This window comes from Gallaecimonas kandeliae (assembly GCF_030450055.1).
GTDB classification, from domain to species: Bacteria; Pseudomonadota; Gammaproteobacteria; order Enterobacterales; family Gallaecimonadaceae; genus Gallaecimonas; species Gallaecimonas kandeliae.
The window spans coordinates 607720-632666 of the sequence record NZ_CP118480.1; the positions used below are offsets into that span (position 1 = coordinate 607720).

The 24947-nt window shown below is 61.7% G+C and carries 16 protein-coding genes; 12 read left to right on the forward strand and 4 right to left on the reverse strand.

Features of this window, described 5'->3' with window-relative positions:
• Positions 1-55 precede the first annotated feature (55 nt).
• The 7 genes from PVT67_RS02920 (at position 56) to PVT67_RS02950 (ending at position 8209) form a co-directional block, all read left to right on the forward strand.
• The gene (locus PVT67_RS02920) at positions 56-499 is read left to right on the forward strand and encodes a hypothetical protein (RefSeq protein WP_301497632.1); all 444 of its coding nucleotides are present in this window, start codon (positions 56-58) and stop codon (positions 497-499) included.
• Positions 500-1045: 546 nt separating this feature from the next.
• Positions 1046-1768, forward strand: coding sequence for a phospholipase D family protein (locus PVT67_RS02925; protein WP_301497634.1), 723 nt, complete (start codon positions 1046-1048; stop codon positions 1766-1768).
• 225 nt (positions 1769-1993) lie between these two features.
• Entirely contained in the window at positions 1994-3160 is a 1167-nt protein-coding gene (locus PVT67_RS02930) for a helix-turn-helix domain-containing protein (RefSeq protein WP_301497637.1), read from the forward strand.
• 10 nt (positions 3161-3170) lie between these two features.
• Positions 3171-3677 carry a DUF4411 family protein gene (locus PVT67_RS02935; RefSeq protein WP_301497639.1) on the forward strand — a complete coding sequence of 169 codons (507 nt, stop codon included), beginning with the start codon at positions 3171-3173 and terminating at the stop codon, positions 3675-3677.
• Between the two features lie 604 nt (positions 3678-4281).
• The gene (locus PVT67_RS02940; RefSeq protein ID WP_301497641.1) at positions 4282-5019 is read left to right on the forward strand and encodes an SIMPL domain-containing protein; all 738 of its coding nucleotides are present in this window, start codon (positions 4282-4284) and stop codon (positions 5017-5019) included.
• Between the two features lie 559 nt (positions 5020-5578).
• Positions 5579-6712, forward strand: coding sequence for an acyltransferase family protein (locus PVT67_RS02945; RefSeq protein ID WP_301497643.1), 1134 nt, complete (start codon positions 5579-5581; stop codon positions 6710-6712).
• A gap of 792 nt (positions 6713-7504) precedes the next feature.
• Positions 7505-8209, forward strand: a complete 705-nt coding sequence (locus tag PVT67_RS02950) for a hypothetical protein (RefSeq protein ID WP_301497645.1) — start codon at positions 7505-7507, stop codon at positions 8207-8209.
• 229 nt (positions 8210-8438) lie between these two features.
• Here PVT67_RS02950 and recD read toward each other — a convergent pair whose 3' ends face one another.
• From recD to recC, 3 genes are read right to left on the reverse strand one after another with little or no spacing between them, the layout of a single operon-like run.
• The gene (recD, locus tag PVT67_RS02955) at positions 8439-10346 is read right to left on the reverse strand and encodes an exodeoxyribonuclease V subunit alpha (protein WP_301497647.1); all 1908 of its coding nucleotides are present in this window, start codon (positions 10344-10346) and stop codon (positions 8439-8441) included.
• Positions 10333-13956: an exodeoxyribonuclease V subunit beta gene (recB, locus tag PVT67_RS02960; RefSeq protein ID WP_301497648.1), complete on the reverse strand. Its 3624-nt coding sequence runs from the start codon at positions 13954-13956 to the stop codon at positions 10333-10335. The genes recD and recB overlap by 14 nt, the downstream gene beginning before the upstream one ends.
• On the reverse strand, positions 13953-17324 hold the full coding sequence (gene recC / locus PVT67_RS02965; protein ID WP_301497650.1) for an exodeoxyribonuclease V subunit gamma: 3372 nt from the start codon (positions 17322-17324) through the stop codon (positions 13953-13955). Before recC ends, recB begins: the two co-directional genes overlap by 4 nt.
• A 117-nt stretch (positions 17325-17441) precedes the next feature.
• Between recC and PVT67_RS02970 the strand changes: the two genes are divergently transcribed.
• The 3 genes from PVT67_RS02970 to PVT67_RS02980 all read left to right on the forward strand — a co-directional run bounded on the left by PVT67_RS02970 (position 17442) and on the right by PVT67_RS02980 (position 19794).
• On the forward strand, positions 17442-17855 hold the full coding sequence (locus PVT67_RS02970) for a hypothetical protein (protein WP_301497652.1): 414 nt from the start codon (positions 17442-17444) through the stop codon (positions 17853-17855).
• 140 nt (positions 17856-17995) lie between these two features.
• Complete coding sequence (locus tag PVT67_RS02975; protein WP_301497654.1) at positions 17996-18931, forward strand: esterase/lipase family protein; 936 nt, start codon at positions 17996-17998, stop codon at positions 18929-18931.
• The gene (locus PVT67_RS02980) at positions 18931-19794 is read left to right on the forward strand and encodes a lipase secretion chaperone (protein ID WP_301497656.1); all 864 of its coding nucleotides are present in this window, start codon (positions 18931-18933) and stop codon (positions 19792-19794) included. The genes PVT67_RS02975 and PVT67_RS02980 overlap by 1 nt, the downstream gene beginning before the upstream one ends.
• Before the next feature lie 38 nt (positions 19795-19832).
• Here the strand turns inward: PVT67_RS02980 and PVT67_RS02985 are convergent, their stop codons facing one another.
• Complete coding sequence (locus tag PVT67_RS02985; RefSeq protein ID WP_301497658.1) at positions 19833-20525, reverse strand: YebC/PmpR family DNA-binding transcriptional regulator; 693 nt, start codon at positions 20523-20525, stop codon at positions 19833-19835.
• A 332-nt stretch (positions 20526-20857) separates the two neighbouring features.
• Here PVT67_RS02985 and PVT67_RS02990 point away from each other — a divergent pair, with 332 nt between their 5' ends.
• Entirely contained in the window at positions 20858-23818 is a 2961-nt protein-coding gene (locus PVT67_RS02990) for an FG-GAP-like repeat-containing protein (protein ID WP_301497660.1), read from the forward strand.
• A 136-nt stretch (positions 23819-23954) separates the two neighbouring features.
• Positions 23955-24932, forward strand: coding sequence for a quinone oxidoreductase family protein (locus tag PVT67_RS02995; RefSeq protein ID WP_301497662.1), 978 nt, complete (start codon positions 23955-23957; stop codon positions 24930-24932).
• Positions 24933-24947: the final 15 nt, after the last annotated feature.

The window sequence follows — 24947 nt, forward strand, 5'->3', positions numbered from 1 at the left end:
CCCGGCGGCTCGGCGTTGCGCTTAACGGGCACAATCGCAGGTAGCTTCGTTTTGCTTGAGCTGGAAGTCGACAGGGCTTGACCAGCTCTGGCCGCTGTTGCTTTATTGGGGCAGGCTTTTCAAGGAAGACCAGATGCTTAAGCAATACTCCTTCTTCTTGGGTGCTGTCTTGCTGGCGGCAGTTGCGTGGCCGTTGTCGGCTGCCGGATTGGATGATGCCCAGCAGGCCATGGCGCGGCAGGCGGATGCCATGACGGCGTCGCTGTTGGGGCGTTTGGAGAAGGCTAATACCGGTCGGAACCGGGAGCCCAAAATCGCGGAACTGGTGCCGGTCGATTATATGCCCTGTGCCTGCGACTTCTTGGTGTGGAGTGAACCCGAAGAGCCCCGTTACCCTGTTTCCTACAGCCTCCACTATCTTGGGCGTCTGGAGGAATGGACGCCGATCGCCGGACCGGCGGAGGTCCATGAGATTTGGGGTGTTGGGAAGGCGGAGTAGGTTGTCTTGGCGGACGGTAGTGATTTTTTTGTGCTGCTGGCGCAGAGTTCTTTTCGAGCCCGGAGTGTTTCCATAGTCCTTTTGAAGCCGGTTCCCGCACCGGCGGGCGTCCCACTTTTGTTTCGGCAAAAGTGGTCAAAACCATCGCCCTGCGCTTCGCTCGATCCTCGCCTCTGGTCGTTCCTGGGCACCGGTTCGTACGCGTGTCCGACCACGTACTCAGCTCTCTCGGCATCCCTGGTTACTCGGGCCATCCTTGGTCCTCACCCTGACGGGCCATCGTCGTAAACTCCGATGTTCAAATCTGTTCCAGACAGATTTGTCGAGTCCGCTCCCACTCCCTGCACCTCGGCGGCTTTAGGGGGGAGAGCGGGCAGCTTCGTTGTTGCTTGGGCTTCTAGCCGTGCCTAGTGCCGCTGTCCCTTGCTGTATAAGCTCTTGCTTGCCTTTTCGCCGAAGTCTTGCCAATACTAGTGCCTAGCAATCGTTTGCCAGGGACCGGCAGCAGTAATCACCCCCCTCCCTGGCCTGTATCCGAGAGATGCCATGGCCAAATTCCTCAATACCAGCGCGACCAACTACTTCCTGGAAGAACTGATCAAGACGGCCCGTGATCGCCTGATCCTGATCAGCCCCTACCTCAAGCTCAACGACCGCATCAAGGAACTGCTGGAAGACAAGAACCGGCTCAAGATCGATGTGCGTATCGTCTACGGCAAGGTGGAACTCCAGCCCGAAGAGATCAGCTGGCTCAACAAGCTGGACTTTGTGCGTACCAGCTTCTGCAAGAACCTGCACGCCAAGTGCTACCTCAACGAGCAGATGTGCATCGTCACCAGCCTCAACCTCTACGAGTTCAGCCAGATCAACAACAACGAAATGGGCATCCTTATCGAACGGGACGACGACGCCGAGTTGTTCAAGGACGCCTACGAAGAAGCCCAGCGCATCATCCGCATCAGCGACGAAGTGCGGATGTCATTGGAGAAGATAGTAGCCCAGGACCAGCCCAAGGCCGACAAGGTGGAAGAGGGCAGCGAAGAAGGTGAAGAGGAAGAGCACACCAAGCTCACCACCTCCAAGCTGGCCCAAAAGCACGGCCTGCGCACCGCCGAACTCCTCGACAAGCTGGTAACCGTCGGTTACCTCGAATTCAAAGCCGACAAGCACTACCTCACCGAAAAAGGCAAAGAAGCCGGCGGCGAATTCCGCATGAGTAAACGCTTTGGTGGCTACTTCCTGTGGCCAGAGGATGTTTCGTTAGGATGAAGAATGCAGTCTTGGTTGTTCATGGTGTGGAACAAAGCATAAATACCGTAAGATGCTGATAAGTAGAATGAAATGGCGAATCCAAATGTTTCTACTTGGTAGGTTAGTAGATGGGATTACGACGTTCGCTTACAATGCTCTGCTCAAGCTAGCGTGAGCTAGACTAGAAGTACATGCTAAGAATAATAACCATATGAGTTTACAGGGAATGTAAGGGATTAAGCGATGAGCAAAGTAAAAGTTCAACCAGAGCTTATAAAGTGGGCAAGAGTAAGGGCCGCACTTGATGAGCAGGAAGTTGCAGAGAAGGTTCCTGTGGACCTGGAAAGGTATCTAGGTTGGGAGCAGGGAGATAAGCAGCCAACGTTTAATCAGCTCTTAAAATTAAGTCATGTGCTTCATGTTCCGTTCGGTTATCTTTTTTTAGAGAATCCTCCCGAAGAGGAATTGCCTCTTCCTGATTTTAGAACAAAGGAAGATATGCCCCCAAGATCTATAAGTGTTGATCTGAGGGAGACAATTTATGATATCCAAAGAAAACATGACTGGTATAAACAGTTTAGGATAGACAACGGTATTGTACCGTCATTTTCTTCTCAGAAAATTCAAGCTGATGGGAGTGTTAGAGATATTGCAAAGTCTATCTCTGACTTTTTTGATATTGGTTTGAAGTTTAGAACCTCTTTTTCATATCAAGATGAATACCTAAATGGATTTTCTAGTAAACTAGAAACTGCGGGTGTTTGGATTGTCAAAAGTAGCTATGTTCGGAGTAATAATCGACGACCATTGGATGTTGATGAGTTTCGCGGATTTGCTATTAGTGATGAAATATTACCGACAATTTTTGTAAACTCTGCCGATGCCAAAGGGGCTCAGTTATTTACTCTCGCTCATGAGCTTGTTCATATCTGGATTGGAGAGTCCGGAATATCTAATCCTAGTTTAAACCCGGAATCATCCATGACGGATTCTAGATTAGAAAAGCTATGTAATGCAATAGCTGCTGAAATTCTTGTTCCCGAGGAGGAGCTGAGAGACTTATCAGGTAAAGTTGTTGACATATTCAGTACGGTAAATAATTTAAGAAGACACTTCCATGTGAGTCCCATCGTAATCGCACGTAGGCTGTTGGATTGTGGGTTGGTATCTAGGAATGAATTCTTTGTTTTCTACGCTTCTGAAAAAGAAAGATGGAAGCAGGCAAAGGACAAGTTGAAGGGAAATGATGGTGGACCTTCACCTTACAAAACTGTGCCGTCAAGGTATGGGAAGGTCTTCACTAAATGCATAGTAAATAGTGCTGTTAGCGGTGAAACATTGCTTCAGTCTGCATCTCGATTGTTAGGCTGTTCTGTGCCAACAATGATGCAACTGGCTTCTAGATTGTAAAGGATTACTTATGAGCTACCTTATAGACTCCAACGTTCTCATAACAGCGAAAAATTTTTACTATGATCCATCTATTTGCCCGGGTTTTTGGGAATGGATGGAGTACTCATTCAACTCGTCTAAAATAAAAAGTATTGATCTGGTAAAGCGAGAGTTAGAAAAGCAAAAGAAAGACACTTTGGCAGTATGGTTGAGGGAAAAAAAGCAAAACCATTGGTTTGCTGAGTCTGATGACTTTCATGTAATAGAAAAATTTAGAGAAGTGCAAGAGTATGTAATGTCACAGGGCTACATGCCTGCTGCCTTGGATGACTTTTTTCGTGAAGAAGTAGCTGACCCTTGGCTTATCGCTCACGGAATGGTAAGTGGTGATACAATAGTCACGCTTGAAAAGCCTAAACCAGCTAATACAAAAAAAAGCGTTCCAATGGCGAGTTTGTGTGAACATTTTGGGGTATCTTACATTGACACCTTCAACCTTTTACGACAATTCAATGCATCATTTCATTTGAAATGATGAGGTACATAAGCGTACTTTTCTTTGCGTCTTATAATTATAAATTCCCCTACCAACAAGCAATTTAAAAGGTGGTAAGTTATCATTTTTGCAGATAACTGCAGCATTAAACCTTAAAGACAGCCTTATCGAAGCTGCCAATTCCCCCCCTCCCTTAAAGCCGCCGAATTGCAGGGAGTGGGAGGTCAGCCGAGACAAGGATGGCAGGGGGCCGCCCAGGTGCAGGTGAATACGTGCCTGGAGCGCGTATGAGCCGGTGACCGGCAAGCGACTGGAAATGAGGGAACCGCGCAGCGGCGGTGTCCAGGGGGAATGGTTTTGAGTCCTTTTGCCGACAACATTGTCTGGAACAAGGTTGAACATCGGCGCTTGCGGCGATGGCCCACAGGGCGAAGGACAGGGATGGCCTGAGTAAACAAAAGGACTGCGCGTGCAGGGGCGCCCCCCTGCATTCAAAGCAACCTTCAGTTAAGAGCTGAAACCTTCTTAAAGCCCCCCCGCCTCGTCAAGGCGAAACCTTCAAAGCACGGCATTTACATTCCTCCAAGCTATGCGATAGTTGGCGTTACTGGACTGGGTTTTAGTTGTATGACAAGGAGTTAGGATGAAGTCTCTGGTTACGTTGCTGGTGTTGGCAATTCCCTGCCTGGGTTGGGCCGAGGGGAGCTTGCCAGATGGGCCTCATATCGTGGTGAGGGGCGAGGCGTCCGTTACCGCCAAGCCGGATATCGCCGAGGTGAGGCTGGAAGTGAAGAGCATCAAGCCCGATGCCTTGGCGGCCAAGAAGGAAGTGGATAAGGAGGTCAACGCCTTGCTGAAAGGGGTCTCTGACTATGGTGTCGGCGACCATGGGGTCATGGCGTCGAACCTGCTGACCGAGCCCAATGTCTTCGATAGCGACGGCAAAGATGTCAAAGACGGCTATGTGGCGACCCGCACCCTGACCGTCACCCTGAATGGCATCAGCCATCTGAACGACTTCATCAATTTCGCCTTGGGTGTCGGCATCAACGAGGTCAAGGACATCACCTTGCAGTCGTCCAAGGCGGACGAGATGCAGCACAAGGCGACCCTGTTGGCGGTGAAAGATGCCAAGGATCAGGGCCAGTCCCTGGCGGCGGCTTTCGGCGCCGATCTGGGCAAGGTCTACAGCATCAATTCCTCCTCCAGCTCCCGTCATTACGGGTTCCAGGGATACGGGTACCGGAGTGGAGGCATCGAACGGATCGAGGTAACAGGTTCGCGCATCGACCCCGACGACCTGGCCCCAGGCCGCTACCTGCAAGCCACAGTCACCTTCACCGCCACGGTCGACGCCGTCTTCACCTTGACGGTTAAATGAGCCTAGTGGACCCGCTCTTCAACGAGGGCCCTAACCCTATCGAAGCGGCCCGCTCTTCAGCCCGTTAAGCGCAGCGCCGAGCCGTCGGGAGGGCTAGCTGGCGCGACAAATTTGCCTGGAGCAAATTTGAATATCGGAGCTTGCGACGATTACCCGAAGGGCGAGGGCCACGGATGGTCCGAGTCGATAGGGATGTCGAGCGAGCGGAGGACGCGTCGGGAACCGTACGCAGCGGTCAGCGGCAAGCGACCAGAGGCGAGGATGGAGCGGAGCGCAGGGCGATGCTTTTGGTTACTTTGTGCGAAAACAAAGTAACCCGCCCGCCGGTGCGGGAACCGGCATTCAAACCAGCTTGATGCAATCACCCACCCCAAAAAGAACACCGCTCCCAGCTCCAGGCGACTGGCGCCAAACCAAGGGCCAAAACTCGCAGTCAAATCCTAGGTTTAGACAAACAAAATCAACAAGTTAAACAAACCCTGATAAACCCGTCAGAGGCCCTTGCGAGCCCCAACCATTGCAGTAAGATGAGCCATCTCATTGCGCGGGATCCCGCCCCATGTCCAGCCCCGACGGCGCCATCACCCTGGCAAAAACCCACAGCAGCAACCCTTCGGTCCAGGTCGGCGAAGCCATGGCCTCGACCAGGGGTGAGCGGATGCTGGAGTTCGACCACCTGCGGGGCGTCGCCATAGCCCTGATCCTGCTGGGCCATTCCATCGTCAACTCCAACGCCGGCTTCCCGCTCTGGCTGGAGAACCTGCTGCGGGGCGGCACCGGGGTCTTCGTGTTCATCTCCGGCTTCTTCTTCCACCGCATCTTCTACCGGAACTTCGACTTCAAGGCCTTCATGGGGAAGAAGCTGGCCAACGTCTTCCTGCCCTTCATTGTGGTGTCGGCGGTGGGGCTGGCCGTCAAGCTGCTGGGCTGGCGCCTTATCGACGGCGACGGCTGGGCCAAGGCCCTCGGCAACGGCTGGGAGCTGGTCAAGGGGGGCTATGTGCTCTTCCCCCACTGGTATATCCCCTTCATCATGCTGACCTTCCTCTGCTCGCCGCTGCACAGGGCCTATATCCGCCTGGGGCTCGGCAGCCAACTGGCGCTGCTGCTGGGCTCCTGCCTGGTGGCGGTGCTGATGCAAAGGCCCATGGGGGTCCAGGATCCGCTGCAATCCCTTATCTACTTCAGCCCTTTCTACCTGATGGGCATCCTCTACTCCCAGTACCTGCCCTGGCTGCGGGAACATTACAACGCCTTCTTCTGGCCGGCCCTGGTGGCCGTGGTGCTGACGGTGTGGTTGCAGTCCGAGGTCTTCGTCCATGTCGGCAACTACCACAAGCACCCCTTCCAGTGGGGCGGCATCGATCTGCAGTTCATCCAGAAGGTGGGGCTCTGCATAGTGCTGGTGGGGGCCTGCGGCCAGGCCGTGTGGCCGGCCCTGTCGCGGCAGCTGTGCATGCTGGCCGAGATCAGCTTCGGCCTCTTCTTCCTGCACCCCCTGGTGGGGATGATCTGGGGCAACACCAAGTATTTCCTGGCCCACCAGGGCCTGGTCCAGTTCGGCCACGGCCTCGGTGAGAGCCTGGCCCTGTCCCTCGGCCTCTTCCTCTTCCAGCTCTACGGCACAGTGCTGCTGATCCGCTGGCTTAAACCCCGCTTGGGTAAGAAAAGCCGCCTGCTGATCGGCTGTTAGGCTCAAGTCAAAACCCGAACGAAGCTGCCTGCTTTCCCCCCTTAAAGCCGCCGAGTGGAGAGCTGTGAGAGGGTAACCTCGGCAAGGATGCCGAGGTAGAGGAGTATTCGTCGGGACACACGTACGACTCGATGCCCGGTAAGCAGCTCGCAACGAGGGGACCGCGCAGCGGCGGCGTCCAGGGGGTGGCTTCTTTGCCTACTTTCTTGGCCATCAAGAAAGTAGGGCGCATGCAGGGGCGCCCCCCTGCATTTAAAAAAAGACGAAGCCTCGTTGAGATCCCTAGTCCCTGGTGCATACAGTTCGCAGTCAAGCTGCTCTCGTTCGCCTGCTGAAAAGGGTCCACCGGACTCTTTCCTTGACGCGCTCACCATTACGGTTCGGCCGTCCTGGGTCTAGTGTTCGCCTGCGCTCAAAGCAGTGCTTCGGGCTGCGGGGCTCACCTTAGCGTCGAAACTAAAAGAATGAGCATGCAGGCGCCCCCTGCAAATATCCGTTTCCGCCGTCGAGAAACGGCTCCTGTATAGCCGCGGTCAATATCCCCCTTTGTCCGCCACCTTCGGCAACAAGGGAAAATAATTTTAATTTATCCGGTTTTGAGCCGTTGATCTTATCCGTATTCGAAAATGGAGTTTTATCTTCGCTGTTTTTTATCCCTGTCCGTTAAGTGCTGGCCGCTATCGGGCAAGGCGTTAAGCCGGCTGGATAATGTTCTTTCAAACTGGTCTAATGAGTTATTCGTAAAGACAACAAGAAAGGACGGGGTTGGTGTCAAAGCTTGAGATAGTGGACATGAACCAGGAAAAGGACTGGCTCTCCCCCGGGCTCCAGGCACAACTTGTCCGGGTTATAGCGGCGAGTTTCGGCGGCGTAGATGCAAGGGCCTACCTGACGAAATATTTTCTCGCCGACGGCCCCTTCGCACGCACGCTGAGGCTCTATTTTGCGGAGGGCAGTTGCGTCGGCTATTGCCTGCTGACCTTTACCCGAAGGGAGCTTGGCGGCAAAAGCCTGGTCGTGATTGGCGCCTCGGCAGCCTTTCTACCCGAATATCGCAAGGGCGGTCGCACCCTGGGTTTTTCGCTGACAAGGGCATTCGGCTACTGGCTTCGCCACCCGTTCGAAAGGCTCTATTACGCAGACACCATGTTGAGCCCGGCCATGTACCGCGCCATCGTAAAACACACGGCGATCGCCTACCCGTCACCGCACTCACCCGAACCGGACGCAGCTACCGCCGGACTGTTCGAGACGTTCAACCCGGACGGCCGCATCTCGCCGCACTATAAGGCGCTCTGTCTTGTGGATACCGGGCGTTTCACCGCCTATGACGAGACGGCATTGAACGCCCTTAAAAGCAGTGCCAAGCCGGAGATCGCCTGTTATTGCCGCCTCAACCCGGATTTCCACTCGGGCGTCGCCCTCTTTGTCATTATTCCCGTATCAATGAAACAACTGCTTAGAAGCGCGTGGAAATTCTGTCGGGCCTGGTTTTGATCCGTCACAGGGTTTTAGATTGGTTCGGTTCCGCAATGGCGTTTCGTGCATTTTCGCTCTGGATTTTAGCCGCTTCCAAATAGACGGCGACTTTCTCAACATTAGGCTTGAGCCTGCCCATTGCCCTTTTTCCTGACGCTTGTCGTTATCGTTGTCCATCAGGGTATCCATCTGGGCAACGGCAAAGGCTGAAGGCCGAGCGAAGAAAGCCGCAGCCAGGCTGGCGCGCTCAGTCCCTGAGCGCCTCCCTCAACCCCGAAGACCGCAGCACCCGCCGCTCCACGGCGGCGGCCAAGAGGCCGGGCACGGGCGCCACCAGGGTAAAGCGCTCGCGGGCGCGGGTGATGCCCGTATAGACCAGCTCCCGGGTCAGCACAGGATTCAGGGACTCGGGCAGCACCAGGGCGCAGTGGGCGAACTCCGAGCCCTGGGACTTGTGCACCGTCATGGCGTAGACGCTGTCCACGTCGGAAAGCCTTGAGGGCAGCACCCATTTGACGCTGCCGTCCGGCATCAGGAAAGCCACCCTCAGGGCCCCCTCCAGCTCCAGGCAGATGCCGATGTCGCCGTTCATCAGCCCCAGGTGGTAGTCGTTGCGGCTGACCAGCACTGGCCTGCCCTGGTACCAACCCTGGGTGGCGGGGATAAGGCCGGCGCCGTGCAACGCCTCGGCGGCCAGGGCGTTGAGCCCTTCCACCCCCCATGGGCCCTTGCGCAGGGCGCTCAGCAACTGGAAGCTGGCGAAGGCGGCCAGCACCGCCTTGGCCCAGGCGTCTTTGTCGTCCTTGGGGTGCTGGCGCAGCACCTCAAGGTAATGGCCATGGCCCTGGCCGCCGTTGTGGCCTGAGACCACCAGCCTTGCCAGGGCCTGGGGTTTGGTGAGGTCGAGGCGGGCCAGGTCGCCATAGCCGGCGGCCAGCACGGCGCGCACCTGATCGGGCTCGCCGGCGTTGACGGCCCTGGCCAGCTGGCCTATGCCGGAGTGCTCGCCGAAGCGGTGGCTCTGCCTGAGCATGGCCCTGTGCTGGGCCAGGGCCGTGCCGGCGCTGCCGAAGTCGCCCAGATCGGCGCCGGCCAGGGGCGCCAGCCAGGCCAGGGTCTCGGCGTCGTAGCCGCCGGCCTCGGCCCCTTCACAGAGATCGCCAAGCACGGCGCCGGCTTCCACCGAGGCCAGCTGGTCCTTGTCTCCCAGCAGGATCAGCCGAGCCTGGCCGGGCAGGGCGTCCAGCAGCTGGGCCATCAGCTCCAGGTCCACCATGGAGGCCTCGTCCACCACCAGCAGGTCCAGGTGCAGGGGGCTGGCGGCGTCGTGGCGGAAATGGCGGCTGCCGGGGATGCTGCCAAGGAGGCGGTGCACAGTGCTGACCTGGGTGGGGATGGCGGCGCGCACCGCCTGTGGCACCGCCAGCTGCGCCAGGGCGCCGCCGATGGATTCGGTGAGGCGGGCGGCGGCCTTGCCGGTGGGGGCGGCCAGCTGGATGCGCAGCTTCTGGCCGCCGTCCATGGCCAGCTGTTGCAGCAGGCCCAGCAGGCGCACCACTGTGGTGGTCTTGCCGGTGCCTGGGCCCCCCGTGATCACCGTGAAGTTGCCCCTCACCGCCAGGGCGCAGGCGATGCGCTGCCAGTCCGGCCCCTTGCCGGCCGGGAAGAGGGCGTCCAGGCGGGGGCCGAGATCTGAAGGTAAGGCCAGGCGCTGGGCCAGGCGGGCGCGGATCTGCCCGGCCAGCTGCTGCTCGTACTGCCAGTAGCGGCGCAGGTAGAGGCGGCCGCCGCCCAGCACCAGGGGCTGCTCCCCGGGGCCCTGGTCCACCAGGGGGGAGGCGGCCAGGGCCGCCAGCCAGGCGTCCAGGCTCAGGCCGGCCAGCAGCGCCGAGGGCAGGGCGGGCAGCTCCTCGCCAAAGTCCCCCTCCGGGGGCAGGCTGAGGGCGCCGTCGGGGTCGGCCAGGGTGGCGGCCAAGTCCAGGCAGATATGGCCCCTGCCCAGTTGGTGGGAGCAGAGGCAGGCGGCCAGCAGCACCCGGGGATCGGCGCCTGGCAGCAGCTCGCCGAGGAAGCGGCCAAGGGCCCTGTCCAGGCGGCGCAGCCAGCCCCTTTCCACCCAGGCGTCCAGCAGGGGTTCCAGGTTATCGAGCGGCATCGCCGGCCTCCTTGGCGAAGAGGGCGTCCAGGCGCTCCAGCAGTGCCCTGGAGGGCCTGTCGGTGAAGCAGCCTTGGCCGCGCAGGAAGAGGTAGAGGGCGCCGCCGAAGTGGCGCTCGTGGTCATAGCCTTGGCCCAGGCGGGCCTTCAGCAGCCGGTGCAGGGCCAGGCAGTAGAGCAGGTACTGGAGGTCGTAGCGCTTTTCCAGCACCACCTGCTCCATGGCCTCGCGGCTGTAGGCGCCGTCGTTCTCCCCCAGCCAGTTGGACTTGTAGTCGGCCAGGTAGAAGCGGCCCTGGTGCTCGAACACCAGGTCGATAAAGCCCTTGAGCATGCCGTTGAGCAGCCCAGGGGTCAGGGCCGGCCGAGGCCGGCCGGGCAGCACGGCGCCGGCGACCAGGTGGTCCAGCGCGCCAAGGGGCACCTGGTGGGCGTCGAACCAGAACTCCATCTCCGCCTGGTGGCCGTCCAGGGCGCTGAGCGCCACAGGCTCGCCCACCGGCAGGGTCAGGGGGGCGGCCAGCAGTTCCTGCAGCCACAGGCCCAGCCTGGGGGCCCAGTCGCCCCAGCCACGCAGGTTGCAGCGGCGGGCCAGCAGCTCGGCCAGCTCAGCTGGGTCCGGCTTGAAGCCCTGGCCGGCGGCCCACTCCAGCAGGCCGTGCAGGAAGGTGCCGGGCTCGGGTCCGCGGGGGAAGTGGTGCATGCCGGCGCCGGCCCTGGCGCTGGGGCGGCTCTGGGGCTCTTCCCTGTCCTCCTGCAGCTGGTCGCCCTGGGCCGTGTCGGCGGCGATGCGCTCCCCCTCCGCCAGCTTGAGGGCCGAGTAGGAGGAGATCCACCAGGCCTCGGCCACAGGGCCCTTGAAATGGCGGGCCTGGCCCAGGGGCTCTTCCTGGCCGGCCGGGCGGTAGCTGTCGTCCGTGGCCTCTGGCAACGGCAGTACCTCGAGGCCGGGGATGGCGGCCTGCCAGGCCTGCAGGCGCCCGGTCAGGGCCTCGGCACTCAGGGGCTCGCCGCCGCCAAGGAGCTGGCCTATGGCGCTGCGGTGCAGGTTGCTGTCCCTGGCGTTGCCCTTCTTGATGGCGGCCAGGCCCAGCCAGCAGGCGTGGCGGGGCCGGGTCAGGGCCACGTAGAGCAGGCGCAGATCCTCGGCCAGCCGTTCCCTGTCCGCCTTCTCGATGCTGCTGGGCTGCTTGTCGGGGTCCAGGCGGCGCTTGCCGTCTTGGTGGTAGCTGACGTACTCGCCCTTGCCCTCTTCGGGGCGGAAGCTGCAGATGAAGGGCAGGAACACCAGGGGGTATTCCAGGCCCTTGGACTTGTGGATGGTGACCACCTTGACCAGGTCGGCGTCGGATTCGAGGCGCAGTATCTGCTCCTCGCCGCCGTTGCCGCCCAGGTGCCCTTCCAGGTGGCGGATCAGCGCCTGCTCGCCGTCCAGGCCGGTGGCGGCCTGCTGCAGCAGCTCGGCCAGGTGCAGCAGGTTGGTCAGCGCCCGCTCACCGTTGACCCCGGCCAGCAGCCGGGCCGGCAGCCGGAAGTCCTTGAGCCAGGCCCTGACCAGGGGCAAAGGCCCCTGGCGGCGCCACAGCTGCTGGTAGCCCTTGAGCCGCTCCACTTCCGCTTCCAGGGCCAGCTCGTCATGGTTGAGCCTGTCCAGCTCAGCCCAGCCCAGGCTCAGGCTGGGGCTGGCCAGGGCGGCCCGCAGCAGCCGGTGGTTTTCCGGCTCGGCGCTGGCCCTCAGCCAGGCCAGCAGATCGGCCGCCTCGGCGCTGGCGTAGACAGATTCCTTGTCGGAGAGGTAGACAGACTGGACGCCGCGCCTGGCGAGGGCGGCGCGGATGGCGTCGGCCTCGGCCTTGGCGCGCACCAGCACCGCCATGTGTTCCGGCCGCAGTGCTTCCAGCTGGCCGTCCTTCTCGAAGCCGGCCTTGCCTTGCTGGCCGAGGTTCAGCAGCCGCACCATCTCGCTGGCGCAGGCCTCGGCCAGGGCGGCCCTGTAGCCGCCGGTCGAAACCGGCTTGTCGCTCTGCAGCTGCCAGCAGGTGAGCGGCGCCTGGGGCTGGCCGTCGATGCGCAGGACCTCTTTGCGGCCGTTGGCCTCCACCTCGATAAAGGGGATGGCGTCCTTGAACAGGAAGGCGCCCTCCGGCTGCTGCTCCCCTTGCAGGAAGAGGCCGTTGACGGCGGCCACCAGCTCCTTTGTGGAGCGGTAGTTCTTGCCGAGGGTGTAGTGGCGGCCGGCGGTGTCCTGCTTGGCCTGCAGATAGGTGTAGATGTCGGCGCCGCGGAAGGCGTAGATGGCCTGTTTGGGGTCGCCGATCAAAAAGACCCCAGTTCTGCCTGCTGCGCTCGCCGATACGGCGTTGGCCGCCGGCTCAGGTTGCTCCTGGCCCAGGCCGTAGACCTTGGCGAAGATGCCGTACTGGGTGGGGTCCGTGTCCTGGAATTCGTCGATCAGCGCCACCGGGTATTCGCCGCGGATCACCTGGGCCAGTGTTGGGCCCTGGTCGCCGTCGAGGGCGGCCTTGAGGCGGCCCAGCAGGTCGTCGAAGCCGAGGGTGGCGCTCTGGTGCTTCTCCTGCTCCAGGCGCTGCTGTATCCAAGTGGCGGCGTGGCGGATCAGCAGCTCCCTGTCCTGGGGCAGGGCCGCCAGTTGGGCGGGCAACTGGGCCAGGGCGGCGAAGGCCGGGTGCTGGGGCGGGGCCTTGCCCTTGGCGACGGCGCCGGCCAGGCCCTCTGGGGTGAAGCGGCTCCAGGCGCTGTCGGGGAGCTCCGGCGCCAGCTGCGGCTCGTCGGCCAGCCAGTCGCCGAGGCCGTTCAGGAACTTCTCCAGGGTGGGCCTTTTGACATAGGTGCCGGAGAGCACCTTGGCGTCCAGGGCCTGGGTCAGCAGTTCGGCCAGCTCCGGCAGCCACTGGCGCCACTGGGCCTTGAGCGGCGCCAGGGCCGCCAGGCGCTGGGCCTGCTGCTCGGCCAGCAACTGGCCCAGGTCGCCGCTTTGGGGCTCGGCCAGCTCCAGCCAGGGCTTGATCTTGGCCTTGAGGGCCTCGGGGCCGGGCCAATGGTCCAACACCCCCAGCAGCTGCCGGGAGGGCAACGGATAGTAATGGCGGCGCCAATAGTCCTTGACGGCCTGATCCAGCAGCGCCGAGAGATCCGTTTCCAGGCGGAGGTCGAAGAGGCTGCCGCTGGCGAAGGCGTGGGCCCTCAGCATGCGGTTGCACCAGCCGTGGATGGTGTGGATGGCGGCCTCGTCCATCCACTGGGCGGCCAGGGCCAGGCGATGGGCGCAGCCCGGCCAGTGCGGCTCGGCAAAGCCGGCCTTGAGGCTCTGCAGCAGGGCGTCGTCGGTGCCGGCGCCGGCGAAGACGGCGCCCGCCTCAGTGAGGCGGGCGCGGATGCGATCCTTGAGCTCCTGGGTGGCGGCCTCGGTGAAGGTCACCACCAGGATCTGCGGCGGTGTCAGGGGCGCCTCCTGGCCGTCGGGGGAGCCCAGCACCAGCCGCAGGTAGAGGGCGGCTATGGTGTAGGTCTTGCCGGTGCCGGCGCTGGCCTCGATGAGGCGGCTGCCGTGCAGGGGAAAAGCCAGGGGGTCGAGCTGCTGGAATTTCACTGCTGGGCCTCCATGGCGTCGAAAAGGGGTTGGTAAAGGGCCCGGGCCAGGGCCTGGAAGGCGCCTTGGTCCAGCTGCGCGAAGGTGGGGAAGGCCCTGGTCAGGTAAGGGTCCTGACCCTTTTCGCCGGCCTGGAAGTCGCTGCCGTCATAGCGGGCGGCGGCCTTGGTCAGGGCCTCTTCCTCGCCTTTGGGCAGGGCTTCGAGGAAGGCGAAGGCGGCGGCCTGGGGCAGGGGCAGGGGGGCGTTCAGGCCGTCCTGGTAGGCCTTGGCCAAGGCCTGGAGGTGGCCCAGGGCCAGGCCCTGGGCCAGGGGCTGGATGTTCAGCACAGTGTCGGCGCCGCTGACCAGGGTCGTCACCGGGTGGCCGGCGGCGCAGAGGGCCAGGTGGCGGACCCAGGGGCGGACCAGGTGGTGGTATTTTACCTTGCCCTTGGGGGCCAGCTCCCCTGGGCGCAGCAGCAGCTGGGCCAGCCGGCCGCTATTGTCTTTGCGCAGCTCCCCCTGCCAGTCCTCAAGCTTGAGGCCGTCGCCCAGCTCCAGGTCCAGCTCCAGGGCCGGCACCGCCTGGTCAAAGCGGGCCAGCAGGGCGCTGGCGTTGCCATGGGCCTCGGCGGCAGGTTCGGCCAGGGCCTCCATGGCCAGCTCGGCGAAGGCGGCGGCAGGCAGCTGGCCGCGGCGGCGCTGGCGGGCCAGGGTGGTGCCTATGGCCTCCTGGCCGGCGTCCAGGGCCTCGGCCAGCAACTCGTCCATCAGCTGGTAGCGGGCCAGGCCGTCCAGGGCGAAGGGCTCTTCGTCGCCGTGGCCCTGGTCCATGTCTTCGAACCAGATCTTCAGCCGCTCGTTGAAGAAGAGCCTGACCGGTTGGCGCAGGAAAGCGCCGAGGGCCTTGAGGGTCAGGGGCTCGGTCAGTGCCTGGGTGGTGAGTGCCTGGGCTGCCAGTCGCTCCTGGCCTTCAGCGGCCTGGGCCTCCAGCTGGGCCCGCCATTCGGCGGCATAGGTGAAGGGGCCAGAGCCGTCGAAGTAGCGGCGGCTGAAGGGCTGCAGAGGGTGCTCCTGGGTCAGCCTCGCCAGCACCCCTTCGGGATGCTGCCAGCCGGCCTGGACATGGTCGCGCAGCTGGCCCAGCAGCACAGAGGGCGGCCGTTCCGTGTTGTCCTGCTCGCTGCGGCCGAGCCAGGAGAGGTAGAGGCAGTCCCTGGCCGAGAGCAGGGCTTCCAGGAAGAGGTAGCGGTCGTCCTCGCGGCGGGATCTGTCCCCTGGCCTGTACTGGCCGGGCAGGTGCATCAGGTCGAAATCCACCGGCTGCTGGCTGCGGGGGTAGTCGCCGTCGTTGAGGCCCAGCAGGCAGACCACCTTGAAGGGGATGGCCCGCATCGGCATCAGGGTGGCGAAGTTGACGGCCCCGGCCAGGAAACGCTGGCTGAGGCCACTGTCGTCCAGGCCGGCCAGCCAGGCCTCGCGCACCACGTTCAACGGCAGGGCCTCGGTGAGTCCGGCCTGGTCGCAGTCGGCCTGCCAGTCTTCCAGCAGTTCCAGCAGCCTGGCGTGGGTATGGCGATCCTGGTCGGACTGGGGGACGAAGCAGTCGGCCAGCAGGGCCTTGAGCCGCTGGCACCAGTCCGCCACTGGAGCCGGTTCGGCCAGGGCCTGCCAGTGCCTTTGCAGCACGGCCAAGAGGTCGGAAAGCGAGCCCACCAGGGCGGCGTCCAGGCCGGCCACTTCGTCGTAGGGCTCTATGCCGGCCAGCGGGGCGCTGTCGCCCACGGCGTAGCCCAGCAGCATGCGCTTGAGGCCAAACAGCCAGCCGTTCTCCTCCCAGGCGGGCAGGGCCAGGGCCGCCCGCTGCTCGCCGCTGAGGCCCCAGCGGACCCCAGCCCCCTCCACCCATTGGCGCAGCAGCGGCAGCTGGCTCTCGGCCAGGTCGAAGCGGGCCCGCACCGCCGGCACGTCCAGCAAGTCGAGGATCTCCGAGACCCCGAAGCGCCAGCGGGGCAGCTCCATCAGCTTTTCCAGGGCCAGCAGCATGGGGTTGAAGCTGCGCTCGGTGCGGTCCGACAACGTATAGGGGATGAAGCGGGGATCGCGCCTGTCCAGTTGGCCGAAGACCGCCTCCACATGGGGCGCGTACTGGGCTATGTCCGGCACCATGACGATGACGTCCCGCGGCCGCAGCGGCTCGCCCCTGGCCTGGTAGGCCTCGAAGAGCGCCAGCAACTGGTCGTGCAGCACCTCCAGCTCCCGCTGGCGGCTGTGGGCGACGTGGAACTGCAGCGACCGGTCGTCGTCCGCCAAGGATCTGGGCGCGACCGGCAGTGGCTCCAGGTCGAGGATGTCCTGCTGCAGCTGGGCCAGCAGGTGCCGGCCCTGGTAGTCGTCGAAGAGATCGATCTTCTGGAAGTTGTCCTGGTAGGACTCGGGCTCGTCGTATTGGTAGAGCAGGCCTATGTAGTCCCGGCCCTGCTTGCCCCAGGAGGCCAGCAGCGGGTTGGTCTGGCTGTGCAGCGCTTCGCCCATCGGCAGGCCGGGCTTGTCCTGGTGGCGGCGCCTCTCGATGCGCAGCAGCTCGCGGCCGTCGATGATGTCGCCCCAGTAGTGGCGGCAGGGGTTGTTGACCAGCAGCAGCACCTGGCAGTGGCGGCTGATGGCGCTCAGCATCTCCAGCACCTGCTTGGGCAGGGAGGAGATCCCGAACACCAGCACCCGGCGGGGCAGGGCGGCGGGGCGCTCGGTTAGGGCGGCGCAGGCGTCCAGGAAGCCCTGGTGCAGGCCGGCCCTGCTGGTGCTGCGAAGCTGTGCCGGCAGGTCCGCTTCCAGGGTCCGCCACAGCTTGGCCTGCCAGCGCTGGTCGGCATCCAGGGGCCTGGCCTGGCCCCTGGCGCCGAGGATGACATCCTCCCCCCTGGCCCAGGCGTTCAGCCAGTCGGCCCTGTAGACCTGGTACTGGTCGAAGAGGTCGGCCAGCTTCTCGGCCAGCTGCCAGCGCTTGCGGCAATCGTCGTCCTCGGCCAGGAAGCGGCGCAGCGGGGCGAAATCGGGGTCGGCAAGGAGACCGGGCAGCAGCCGCAGCAGCCGCCAGCGCAGCCTGGGCTTGTCGTAGGCGGAGCTGGGCGGCACTGCATCGGCACCCAGCACGGCCCTGTAGGCCTGCCACAGGAAGCGGCCCGGCATCTGCATGTCCACGGCGGCGCAGACACCCAGCCCTTCGTCGTGGGCCAGGGCCAGCTTGAGCCACTGGGCCATGCCGTTGGACTGGACCAGGAAGGTCTCGTTTTCCAGCACCGGCAAGGGATTGGCCTTGAGAAACTGGAGCAGCAGGTCCCGCAGATCCTCGAGCTTGTTGGCATGAATAACGGAAAGGCCTTGCATGGTCGTCCTGACGAGGGGTTTTGCCCTATCTTAACGGCGAAGGGAGACTGGGCGAAGCCCTTGCCTGAAAAGCGAAAATGCCGTCAACTGGGCCCATCACCTCAAGGAGTGGCCTTTATGCCGGAATGGTTGCAGCAGCTTGGCACCCTTCTCGAACCCTACCTGCCGGCCATAGCCGTGGTCGGCGCCGTCATGGTGCTGGCCTCCATGCTGGTGATCCCCTGGCTTATCCTGCGCATGCCCGCCACTTACTTCGTGCGTGAGTACAGGCCCAGGCACTGGACGGCCTTCACCGCCAGTTGGTGGCTGCTGCGCAACCTGCTGGCCCTGGTGCTCTTCGCCGCCGGCTTCCTGATGCTGTTCCTGCCCGGCCAGGGGCTGCTGACCATCCTCATCTCCCTGGTGGTGTCGGACTTCCCCGGCAAGTACCAGCTGGAGAAAGCCGTGATCCGCCAGGACGCTGTGTTCAAGGCGGTGAACTGGATCCGCCACCGCTACGGCCGCGAGGCCATCATCCACCCCGATCACTGACCCCTTTTCAATTGGTTGGCAAATAAACAACAGCAAACTTCACTTTTGCTGTTGCCGATACTGGTCTGATGTGTAATTTTTGTTAACTGGACGGGCCAGTTGATAAGGCCCGCCAGCCAACTCACAGACAAGGGGGAGATATGAAACTCAACGCAATGGTATTGGGCCTGGCACTGCTGGGCACCGCAAGCGTCAGCCAGGAAGCCCAGGCCACGGGCAGCGGCTACACCCAGACCCAGTATCCCATAGTGCTGGTGCACGGCCTCTTCGGCTTCGATTCCCTGGCCGGGGTGGACTACTGGTACGGCATACCCTCGGCGCTCAGCAAAGACGGCGCCCAGGTCTATGTGGTCAATGTGTCCGCCGCCAACAGCACCGAAGTGCGGGGTGAGCAGCTGCTGGACCAGATCCAATCGATCCTGGCCCTGACCGGCGCCAAGAAGGTAAACCTCATCGGCCATTCCCACGGCGGCCCCACCGCCCGCTATGCCGCCTCCATGCGGCCGGATCTGGTGGCTTCCGTCACCTCCGTGGGGGGCGTCAACTGGGGCTCGCGCTTTGCCGACGCCGTGCGCGGCACCCTGCCTGAAGGCTCGCTGGCCGAAGACATAGTGGCCGGCGCCGCCAACGGCTTCTCGTCCATCATCGAGTTCCTGTCCGGCAGCCCGGCCGACCCCAGCGACTCGATAGCGGCCCTGAACTCCCTGACCACGGCCGACACTGTGCGCTTCAACGGCCTCTACCCCGAGGGCATGCCCGACCATTACTGCGGCCAGGGCCCCATGAAGGCCAGCAACGGCGTCTACTACTTCTCCTGGAGCGGCGCCAGCAAGGTCACCAACCTGCTGGACGTCAGCGACGCCGGCCTGCTGGCCACCTCCTTGGTCTTCAACGAGCCCAACGACGGCCTGGTCTCCAGCTGTTCCAGCCACCTGGGCATGGTGATCCGTGACAACTACGGCATGAACCACCTGGACGAAGTGAACCAGGCCTTCGGCTTGGTGAACCTCTTCGAGACCAACCCCAAGACCCTCTACCGGGCCCAGGCCAACCGCCTGAAAAACCTGGGGCTTTGATGAAGTTCCGCTACTGGCTGCCCCCCTTGCTGTTGGGGGCGGCCCTCGGCTACGGCTTCTGGCCAGCTCAGCATCAGGCGGTTACGTCGGTGGAAGCCAAGCCGGCGAGCCTGGCCAAGACCCAGGCCGACGGCGCCCTCGGCCAAGGCTTCGCCCTGGACCAGGCCCTGATGGAGCGCTTCGACTATTGGCTGAGCGCCAGGGGCGAGCTGCCGGACGAAGCCCTCAAGGCCAAGTTGGCGGACTCCCTCAAGGCCGACGGCTGGCGTGATGGCGACATCCAGGCGGCCCTGGCCGCCTTCGGCCGCTACCAGGGGTACCTCAAGGCCTTGGCCCAGGTCGCCAAGCCCGCCTCGGCCAAGGCCGCCGACCTCAAGGCCGCCTGGGCCGAGCGGGACGCGGTACGGGCCCGTTATTTTTCCGAGGCCGAGCGCCAGGCCCTCTGGGGCCAGGACAAGGCCCTGGAGGAATTCACCCTGAGGCGCCTGGAGATCAACGAGCTGGGCCTGAGCCCCGCCGAACGGGCCGACTGGCTGGACGACGAACTGGCCAAGGCGCCGCCCGAGGTGCAGAAGGCCTTTGCCCCCAGCCAGCAGCTGGACAGGCTGGATCAGATGGCCGGCGCCAGCCGCGACCAGTTGGCGGCCCGTTTCGGGGACGAAGCGGCGGACCGGTTGGAGGCGGCCAAGGCCAGGGAGCAGGGCTGGAAGGACAAGGTGGCGGCCTACCGCGCCGAGGCCAACCGCCTGGCGGAACTGCCCCCCGAGCAGCGGGACCAGGCCCTGGCTCAATACAGGGCCGGCCACTTCACGGCTCTGGAGGGGCGGCGCCTGGACGCCTGGCTGCGCAGCGGCCTGAAATGAAAAAAGCCGCCCTAGGGCGGCTTTTTCTTTGGCAGCGCTTAACCGGCCAGGCCGACGTAGATCTCCTGGACGTCGTCGACGGCGTCCAGCTTTTCCAGGAAGGCTTCCACTTCTTCGAGGGCCGTGCCGTCCAGGCTCACCGGGTTCTTGGGCTTGTAGCCCAGCTTGGCGGACTGCACCTCGAAGCCGAAGCCTGGCAGGGCGCGGCTGACGGCGTCGAGATCCTTGGGATCGGTGTAGAAGGTCACCAGGCCGTCCTCGCCCTCTTCGAGATCCTGGGCGCCGGCTTCGATGGCCGCTTCCTCGGCATTGGCGGTGCCCACCGCCTCGATAAAGCCCAGGTAGTCAAAATCCCAGGACACCGAACCGGAATTGCCCAGCTGGCCGCCGCGAAAGCCGACCCGCATCTCGGAGAAGGTGCGGTTCTTGTTGTCGGTCAGGCACTCGACGATGACGGGCACCTGGTGGGGGCCGAAGCCCTCGTAGGTCACCAGCTCGTAGTGGATCACCTCGTCCAGCAGGCCGGCGCCCTTCTTGATGGCCCGCTCCAGGGTGTCTTTGGGCATGGAGGCCTTCTTGGCCGCTTCGATGGCCAGGCGCAGCCGGGCATTCATGTCCGGATCGGCGCCGGCGCGGGCCGCCACCATGATCTCGCGGGTCAGTTTGGTGAAGATCTTACCCTTGGCATTGGCCGCCGCCGTCTTGTGCTTGGCCTTCCACTGTGCGCCCATGGCTCTGCTCGCTCTTATCTGTGTTGGGGCCCTAAGGGCCTGGATTGGGGCGATTATAGGTGCTGAGGTGGTGACCAGTCAGCTGCTATTCCCTTGCGGATAGTGGCTACGTTTTGATGCGTTCAGGCACTGAGTGTGATGCCAAGAATATGCGAGAGACCTTGTTCGGCATTAATCGAGGTGCCCCAGTCAGTTCATGACTAGGCATATTGCCAATCACCTTGCCTTGCAATGACTGGTCTGATATTTAAGCTACCCCCCTTTGTATGCCTTCGGTGCTGACGACGGTTGAGGGGCCCTCACTTCATTGGAATGAAAGGAAAAGGATTCCTATGCAATTCAAACTCAAGCCGCTGGCGTTGCTGGGACTCTGTGCCTGGCAAGCCACTGCTGCTACCCAGACACCAAATCAATTCGTTAAAAGCAATGCAGGCAATGTGATTGTCATGCAGGCCAGTCAAGGTAAAACGCTGACGCCGGTCCTGGACTTGTTTTCCATGGGAAACAATGTTGGGCGCTATGGTGCTTACAGCGGCGACTACAATGGCGACGGCAATAAAGAGCTGGTACTGGCACAATACAACAATGTCAGTATCGTACAAATCAAAGGCGGGAAATTTGAGCCTGTAAGCCAGTTCAACTTCAAGGTGGGGGTTTCATCTACGGCCTATTTTCATGATCTTAAGGCCGATGGTCATTACCTCTTTGTGGCGAGCTCAGACGGAAAAGTATCCCGCATTAACTTAATCACTCGTACTGTAGAGACCTTGACTGGGATCGACAGCGCCAGGACGCTTCTGGTTGCCCAGACCAGCGATGACAGTCAGCCGCAATTGTTGGTTGAGACCTCTGGCGGCTATATCCAAGTTTATGATGCCGTAACCGGAGCATTGCAAAGAACCTTCAGCGGTATTTCAAGCAATCATCTGCTTGCAGGCTCCTTTACCGAGAAAGGAGTCCATGAACTCCTGCTCGACAACGGCCAAATCTACCGATTTACCTCTGGATGGCTGACACTGCAGAAGACCATTGCCTCTCCCATTGGGACATATAGCCAAGTTGTCGATATGGATGGCGATGGGCTGGACGAAGTTGTCACGTCGAGCGGCTGGACAACCATCAGCATGATAAGCCCGGCAACGGATTCTATTCTTTGGTCACATACACCGGGTCAGAATATCAGCGCCCTGCAGGTTTTCGACCTGAACGGTGATGGAAAACTGGATGTCGTTTATGGCGATGGCCAATGGGGGGGAAGCCTCCATGGGCTGGCTCTGACCACAGGTGACGAATTCTGGAGTCTTGCCAGCTCAGGCTATGGGGTTAGCAGTCTGGTCGTGGCCGATCTGGACAGCGACGGCAAGCTGGACATCGGCTGGGGCGGCAGTTTTTCAGATAACGAAAATTACCACGTTTACGATGTTGCCAGTCAAACCGCCAAATGGGTCAGCAAGAATGTTGGCTTCCCCGTCAATGCGGTCGGATTGGCGGATATCAATGGCGATGGCAAGCTTGAAGCTTTGTACGCCAATGTCATCTCAAGCAGTACCGTGATCAAAGCCGTTGATCCTGAGAGCAAAGCGCAACTGTGGGAAGCCACGAATCCAGATAACTGGGGTGGGACAGTGATCTTGAAAACGGCTGATTTAGATAAGGATGGTCAGCCAGATATCATCGTAGGTGATACCAAGATTGACAAACCTCAGCTCAGGGTACTCAACGGTAAAGACGGTACAGAGCGTTACAGCACCCTGCTGGGAAATGGTGATGCCATTACCGATATATTGCCGGTTGACTTGGACGGCGACGGTTACCAAGAGCTGGTGGTTGGCAACAAAACGCTTTCTTCGATGTCAGCTGGGACCGTTTTCAAGGTGTTGAACGGCCGTACCGGCGAGGTGCTGAAAACATCCCCCAGCTTGGGGAGCGATTGGAATGGTCTCAAAGGGTTGACGGTTTTTGATCTGCCCGAGACTTCAGCCTTGGATATCTTTGGCTTGATGAACGGCAAAGTCTACAGCTATGACTATGCCAACAATATCGTCAAGAGCTACAGTTTCGGTACCTACTTTAGCGCCTTGACTGCCGCGACCATCAACGGCGAAAAGACGCTGCTTGCCGGGGACAACAGCGGCAACCTTTACCAGTTGGGGCTGGATGGTTCCGCGACTGCCTTGGGCAAGCTCTGCGACAGTAGTTTTGTGGATTTGAAATCAGCGTCTGGCGGCCGTCTGCTTTACAGCTGCGGCAGCGGCTTCGGTGAGTACGATCTGGATAGCCAGGCGCAACAGTTTTTTAAGGAGCTTAGTCATGTTACCAGCGCTCCTATTCTTTCGACTCTAGGCGGGGCCGATTTCTACATGGCGGGAGGAGACAAGGTCACCGTCTACTCCAGTGCCGCCGCCTCGCCCCTGCTGCAACCAGCCGCCCAGTCCTTCACGACCCATGTGCTGAAGCCGCTGACCGAAACGCTGCAACTGGATCAAGATGTGGACTATGTGGTGCTTGAAGGACAGCCACAGTATGGGCGTTTTAGTTTCACTGATCGCAAGACAGGCACCTTTACTTACCAGCCCAATGGCACAGTGGGTACCGAAAAGGTGCAGTTCTATGCTGTCAAAGGCGCATCTGTATCTCCCCTGACAGATCTGACCCTTGATGTGACCAACCAGGCCCCGGTTGCTGACAATCTTTCTGTGAGCACCCCCTGGAACACGCCTGTGGAGATCACCCTGCCGGCAACAGATGCGGACCAGGAGCCCTTGGCCTTTAAACTTTACAGCCAGCCTGCCCATGGTCATGTTACTTTGCTGGATGCGGCCACAGGTAAGGTGAGCTTTGTGCCAGGCGGTGACAGCATGGATGCGGTGTCTTTCAGCTTCAGCGCCAAAGACAGCCTGGATGAGACCGAGGTCAAGAACGTGACCATCACCTTGACCAACCAGGCTCCACTGGCCCAGGCGCTCAGCTACACCTCTTCCTATGAGACGCCGGTCAACGGCAGGCTGAAAGGTACCGATGCCGATGGCGACGCCATCAGTTATGAACTGGTCAGCCAGCCCTCTGCAGGCAAGGTGTCGCTGGAAAGCGATACTGGCCTCTTCACCTACCAGCCTGCTGGCGAAGGTGATCAGAAGATCAGCTTCAGCTATGTAGCCAAGGATAAGTTCGCCAGCTCGGCGCCCCAGACGGTATCCATAGACATCAAAGGCAAGTCCAAGTCCGGTGGCGGTAGCCTGGGCTTCGGCGCCCTGGCATTGCTGGCACTGGCGGGTCTGCGCCGTCGCCATTGAGCACGCCAACTGAATAACCAAGGCCTGGGATATCCAGGCCTTTTTTGTGCCTGTCTCGGGGCATTAAGACCTTGGTCGCAATGCCCAGCAGTGTGCAGGCTGGATATACTGGGGCATTGCCAATAAGGAGCCAGCCATGGCCAAGCGCATTCAGATTGAGAAGAACGGCGGACCCGAGGTCCTGCAGTGGGTGGAGGTGGCCAAGGCCGAGCCCGGCCCGGGCGAGGTGCGGGTCCACAACAAGGCCGTCGGCGTCAATTTCATCGACATCTACTTCCGGGACGGCCTCTACCCCGTGCCGGCCTTCCCCACCAGCCTGGGCACCGAAGGGGCAGGCCAGGTGGATGCGGTGGGGGAAGGGGTAACCGGCTTCAAGGTGGGGGACCGCGTCGCCTATGCCCAGGGGCCCCTGGGCGCCTACGGCGAGTACCATGTGCTGCCGGCCAGCAAGCTGGTGGCCCTGCCTGAGGCCATCGGCTTCGACACCGCCGCCGCCATGATGCTCAAGGGCTTGACGGTGCAGTACCTGCTTCGCCAGACGGCCCAGCTCAAGGCCAGGGATGTCATCCTCTTCCACGCCGCCGCCGGCGGCGTCGGCTCCATCGCCTGCCAGTGGGCCAAGGCCCTGGGGGTGAAACTGATCGGCACCGTCAGCACAGACGAAAAGGCGGCACTGGCCCGCGCCAATGGCGCCTGGGCCACCGTCAACTACAGCCATGAGAACGTGGTGGAAAGGGTCCGCGAGCTGACCGGCGGCAAGATGTGCGACGTCGTCTTCGATTCGGTGGGCAAGGACACCTGGGAGACGTCCCTGGACTGCCTCAAGCCCCGCGGCCTGATGGTGAGCTTCGGCAACGCCTCGGGCCCGGTGACAGGGGTCAACCTCGGCATCCTCAACCAGAAAGGCTCCCTGTTCGTGACCCGCCCCAGCCTCAACGGCTACGCCGACACCCCGGAACGGCTGCAGATGATGGCCACCGACCTCTTCGAGGTGGTGCAAAGCGGCCAGGTACGGATCAACATAGGCCAGCGCTTCGCCTTGAAGGACGCCGCCAAGGCCCACCAGGCCCTGGCCAGCCGCCAGACCACGGGCTCCACTGTCCTGATCCCCTGAACAAAAAAGCCGCCC

Coding starts and splice junctions, on each gene's coding strand:
- PVT67_RS02925 (WP_301497634.1), top strand. CDS start 1,046: ATGGCCAAATTCCTCAATACCAGCGCGACCAACTACTTCCTGGAAGAA.
- PVT67_RS02930 (WP_301497637.1), top strand. CDS start 1,994: ATGAGCAAAGTAAAAGTTCAACCAGAGCTTATAAAGTGGGCAAGAGTA.
- PVT67_RS02935 (WP_301497639.1), top strand. CDS start 3,171: ATGAGCTACCTTATAGACTCCAACGTTCTCATAACAGCGAAAAATTTT.
- PVT67_RS02940 (WP_301497641.1), top strand. CDS start 4,282: ATGAAGTCTCTGGTTACGTTGCTGGTGTTGGCAATTCCCTGCCTGGGT.
- PVT67_RS02945 (WP_301497643.1), top strand. CDS start 5,579: ATGTCCAGCCCCGACGGCGCCATCACCCTGGCAAAAACCCACAGCAGC.
- PVT67_RS02950 (WP_301497645.1), top strand. CDS start 7,505: ATGAACCAGGAAAAGGACTGGCTCTCCCCCGGGCTCCAGGCACAACTT.
- recD (WP_301497647.1), bottom strand. CDS start 10,346: ATGCCGCTCGATAACCTGGAACCCCTGCTGGACGCCTGGGTGGAAAGG.
- recC (WP_301497650.1), bottom strand. CDS start 17,324: ATGCAAGGCCTTTCCGTTATTCATGCCAACAAGCTCGAGGATCTGCGG.
- PVT67_RS02970 (WP_301497652.1), top strand. CDS start 17,442: ATGCCGGAATGGTTGCAGCAGCTTGGCACCCTTCTCGAACCCTACCTG.
- PVT67_RS02975 (WP_301497654.1), top strand. CDS start 17,996: ATGAAACTCAACGCAATGGTATTGGGCCTGGCACTGCTGGGCACCGCA.
- PVT67_RS02980 (WP_301497656.1), top strand. CDS start 18,931: ATGAAGTTCCGCTACTGGCTGCCCCCCTTGCTGTTGGGGGCGGCCCTC.
- PVT67_RS02985 (WP_301497658.1), bottom strand. CDS start 20,525: ATGGGCGCACAGTGGAAGGCCAAGCACAAGACGGCGGCGGCCAATGCC.
- PVT67_RS02990 (WP_301497660.1), top strand. CDS start 20,858: ATGCAATTCAAACTCAAGCCGCTGGCGTTGCTGGGACTCTGTGCCTGG.
- PVT67_RS02995 (WP_301497662.1), top strand. CDS start 23,955: ATGGCCAAGCGCATTCAGATTGAGAAGAACGGCGGACCCGAGGTCCTG.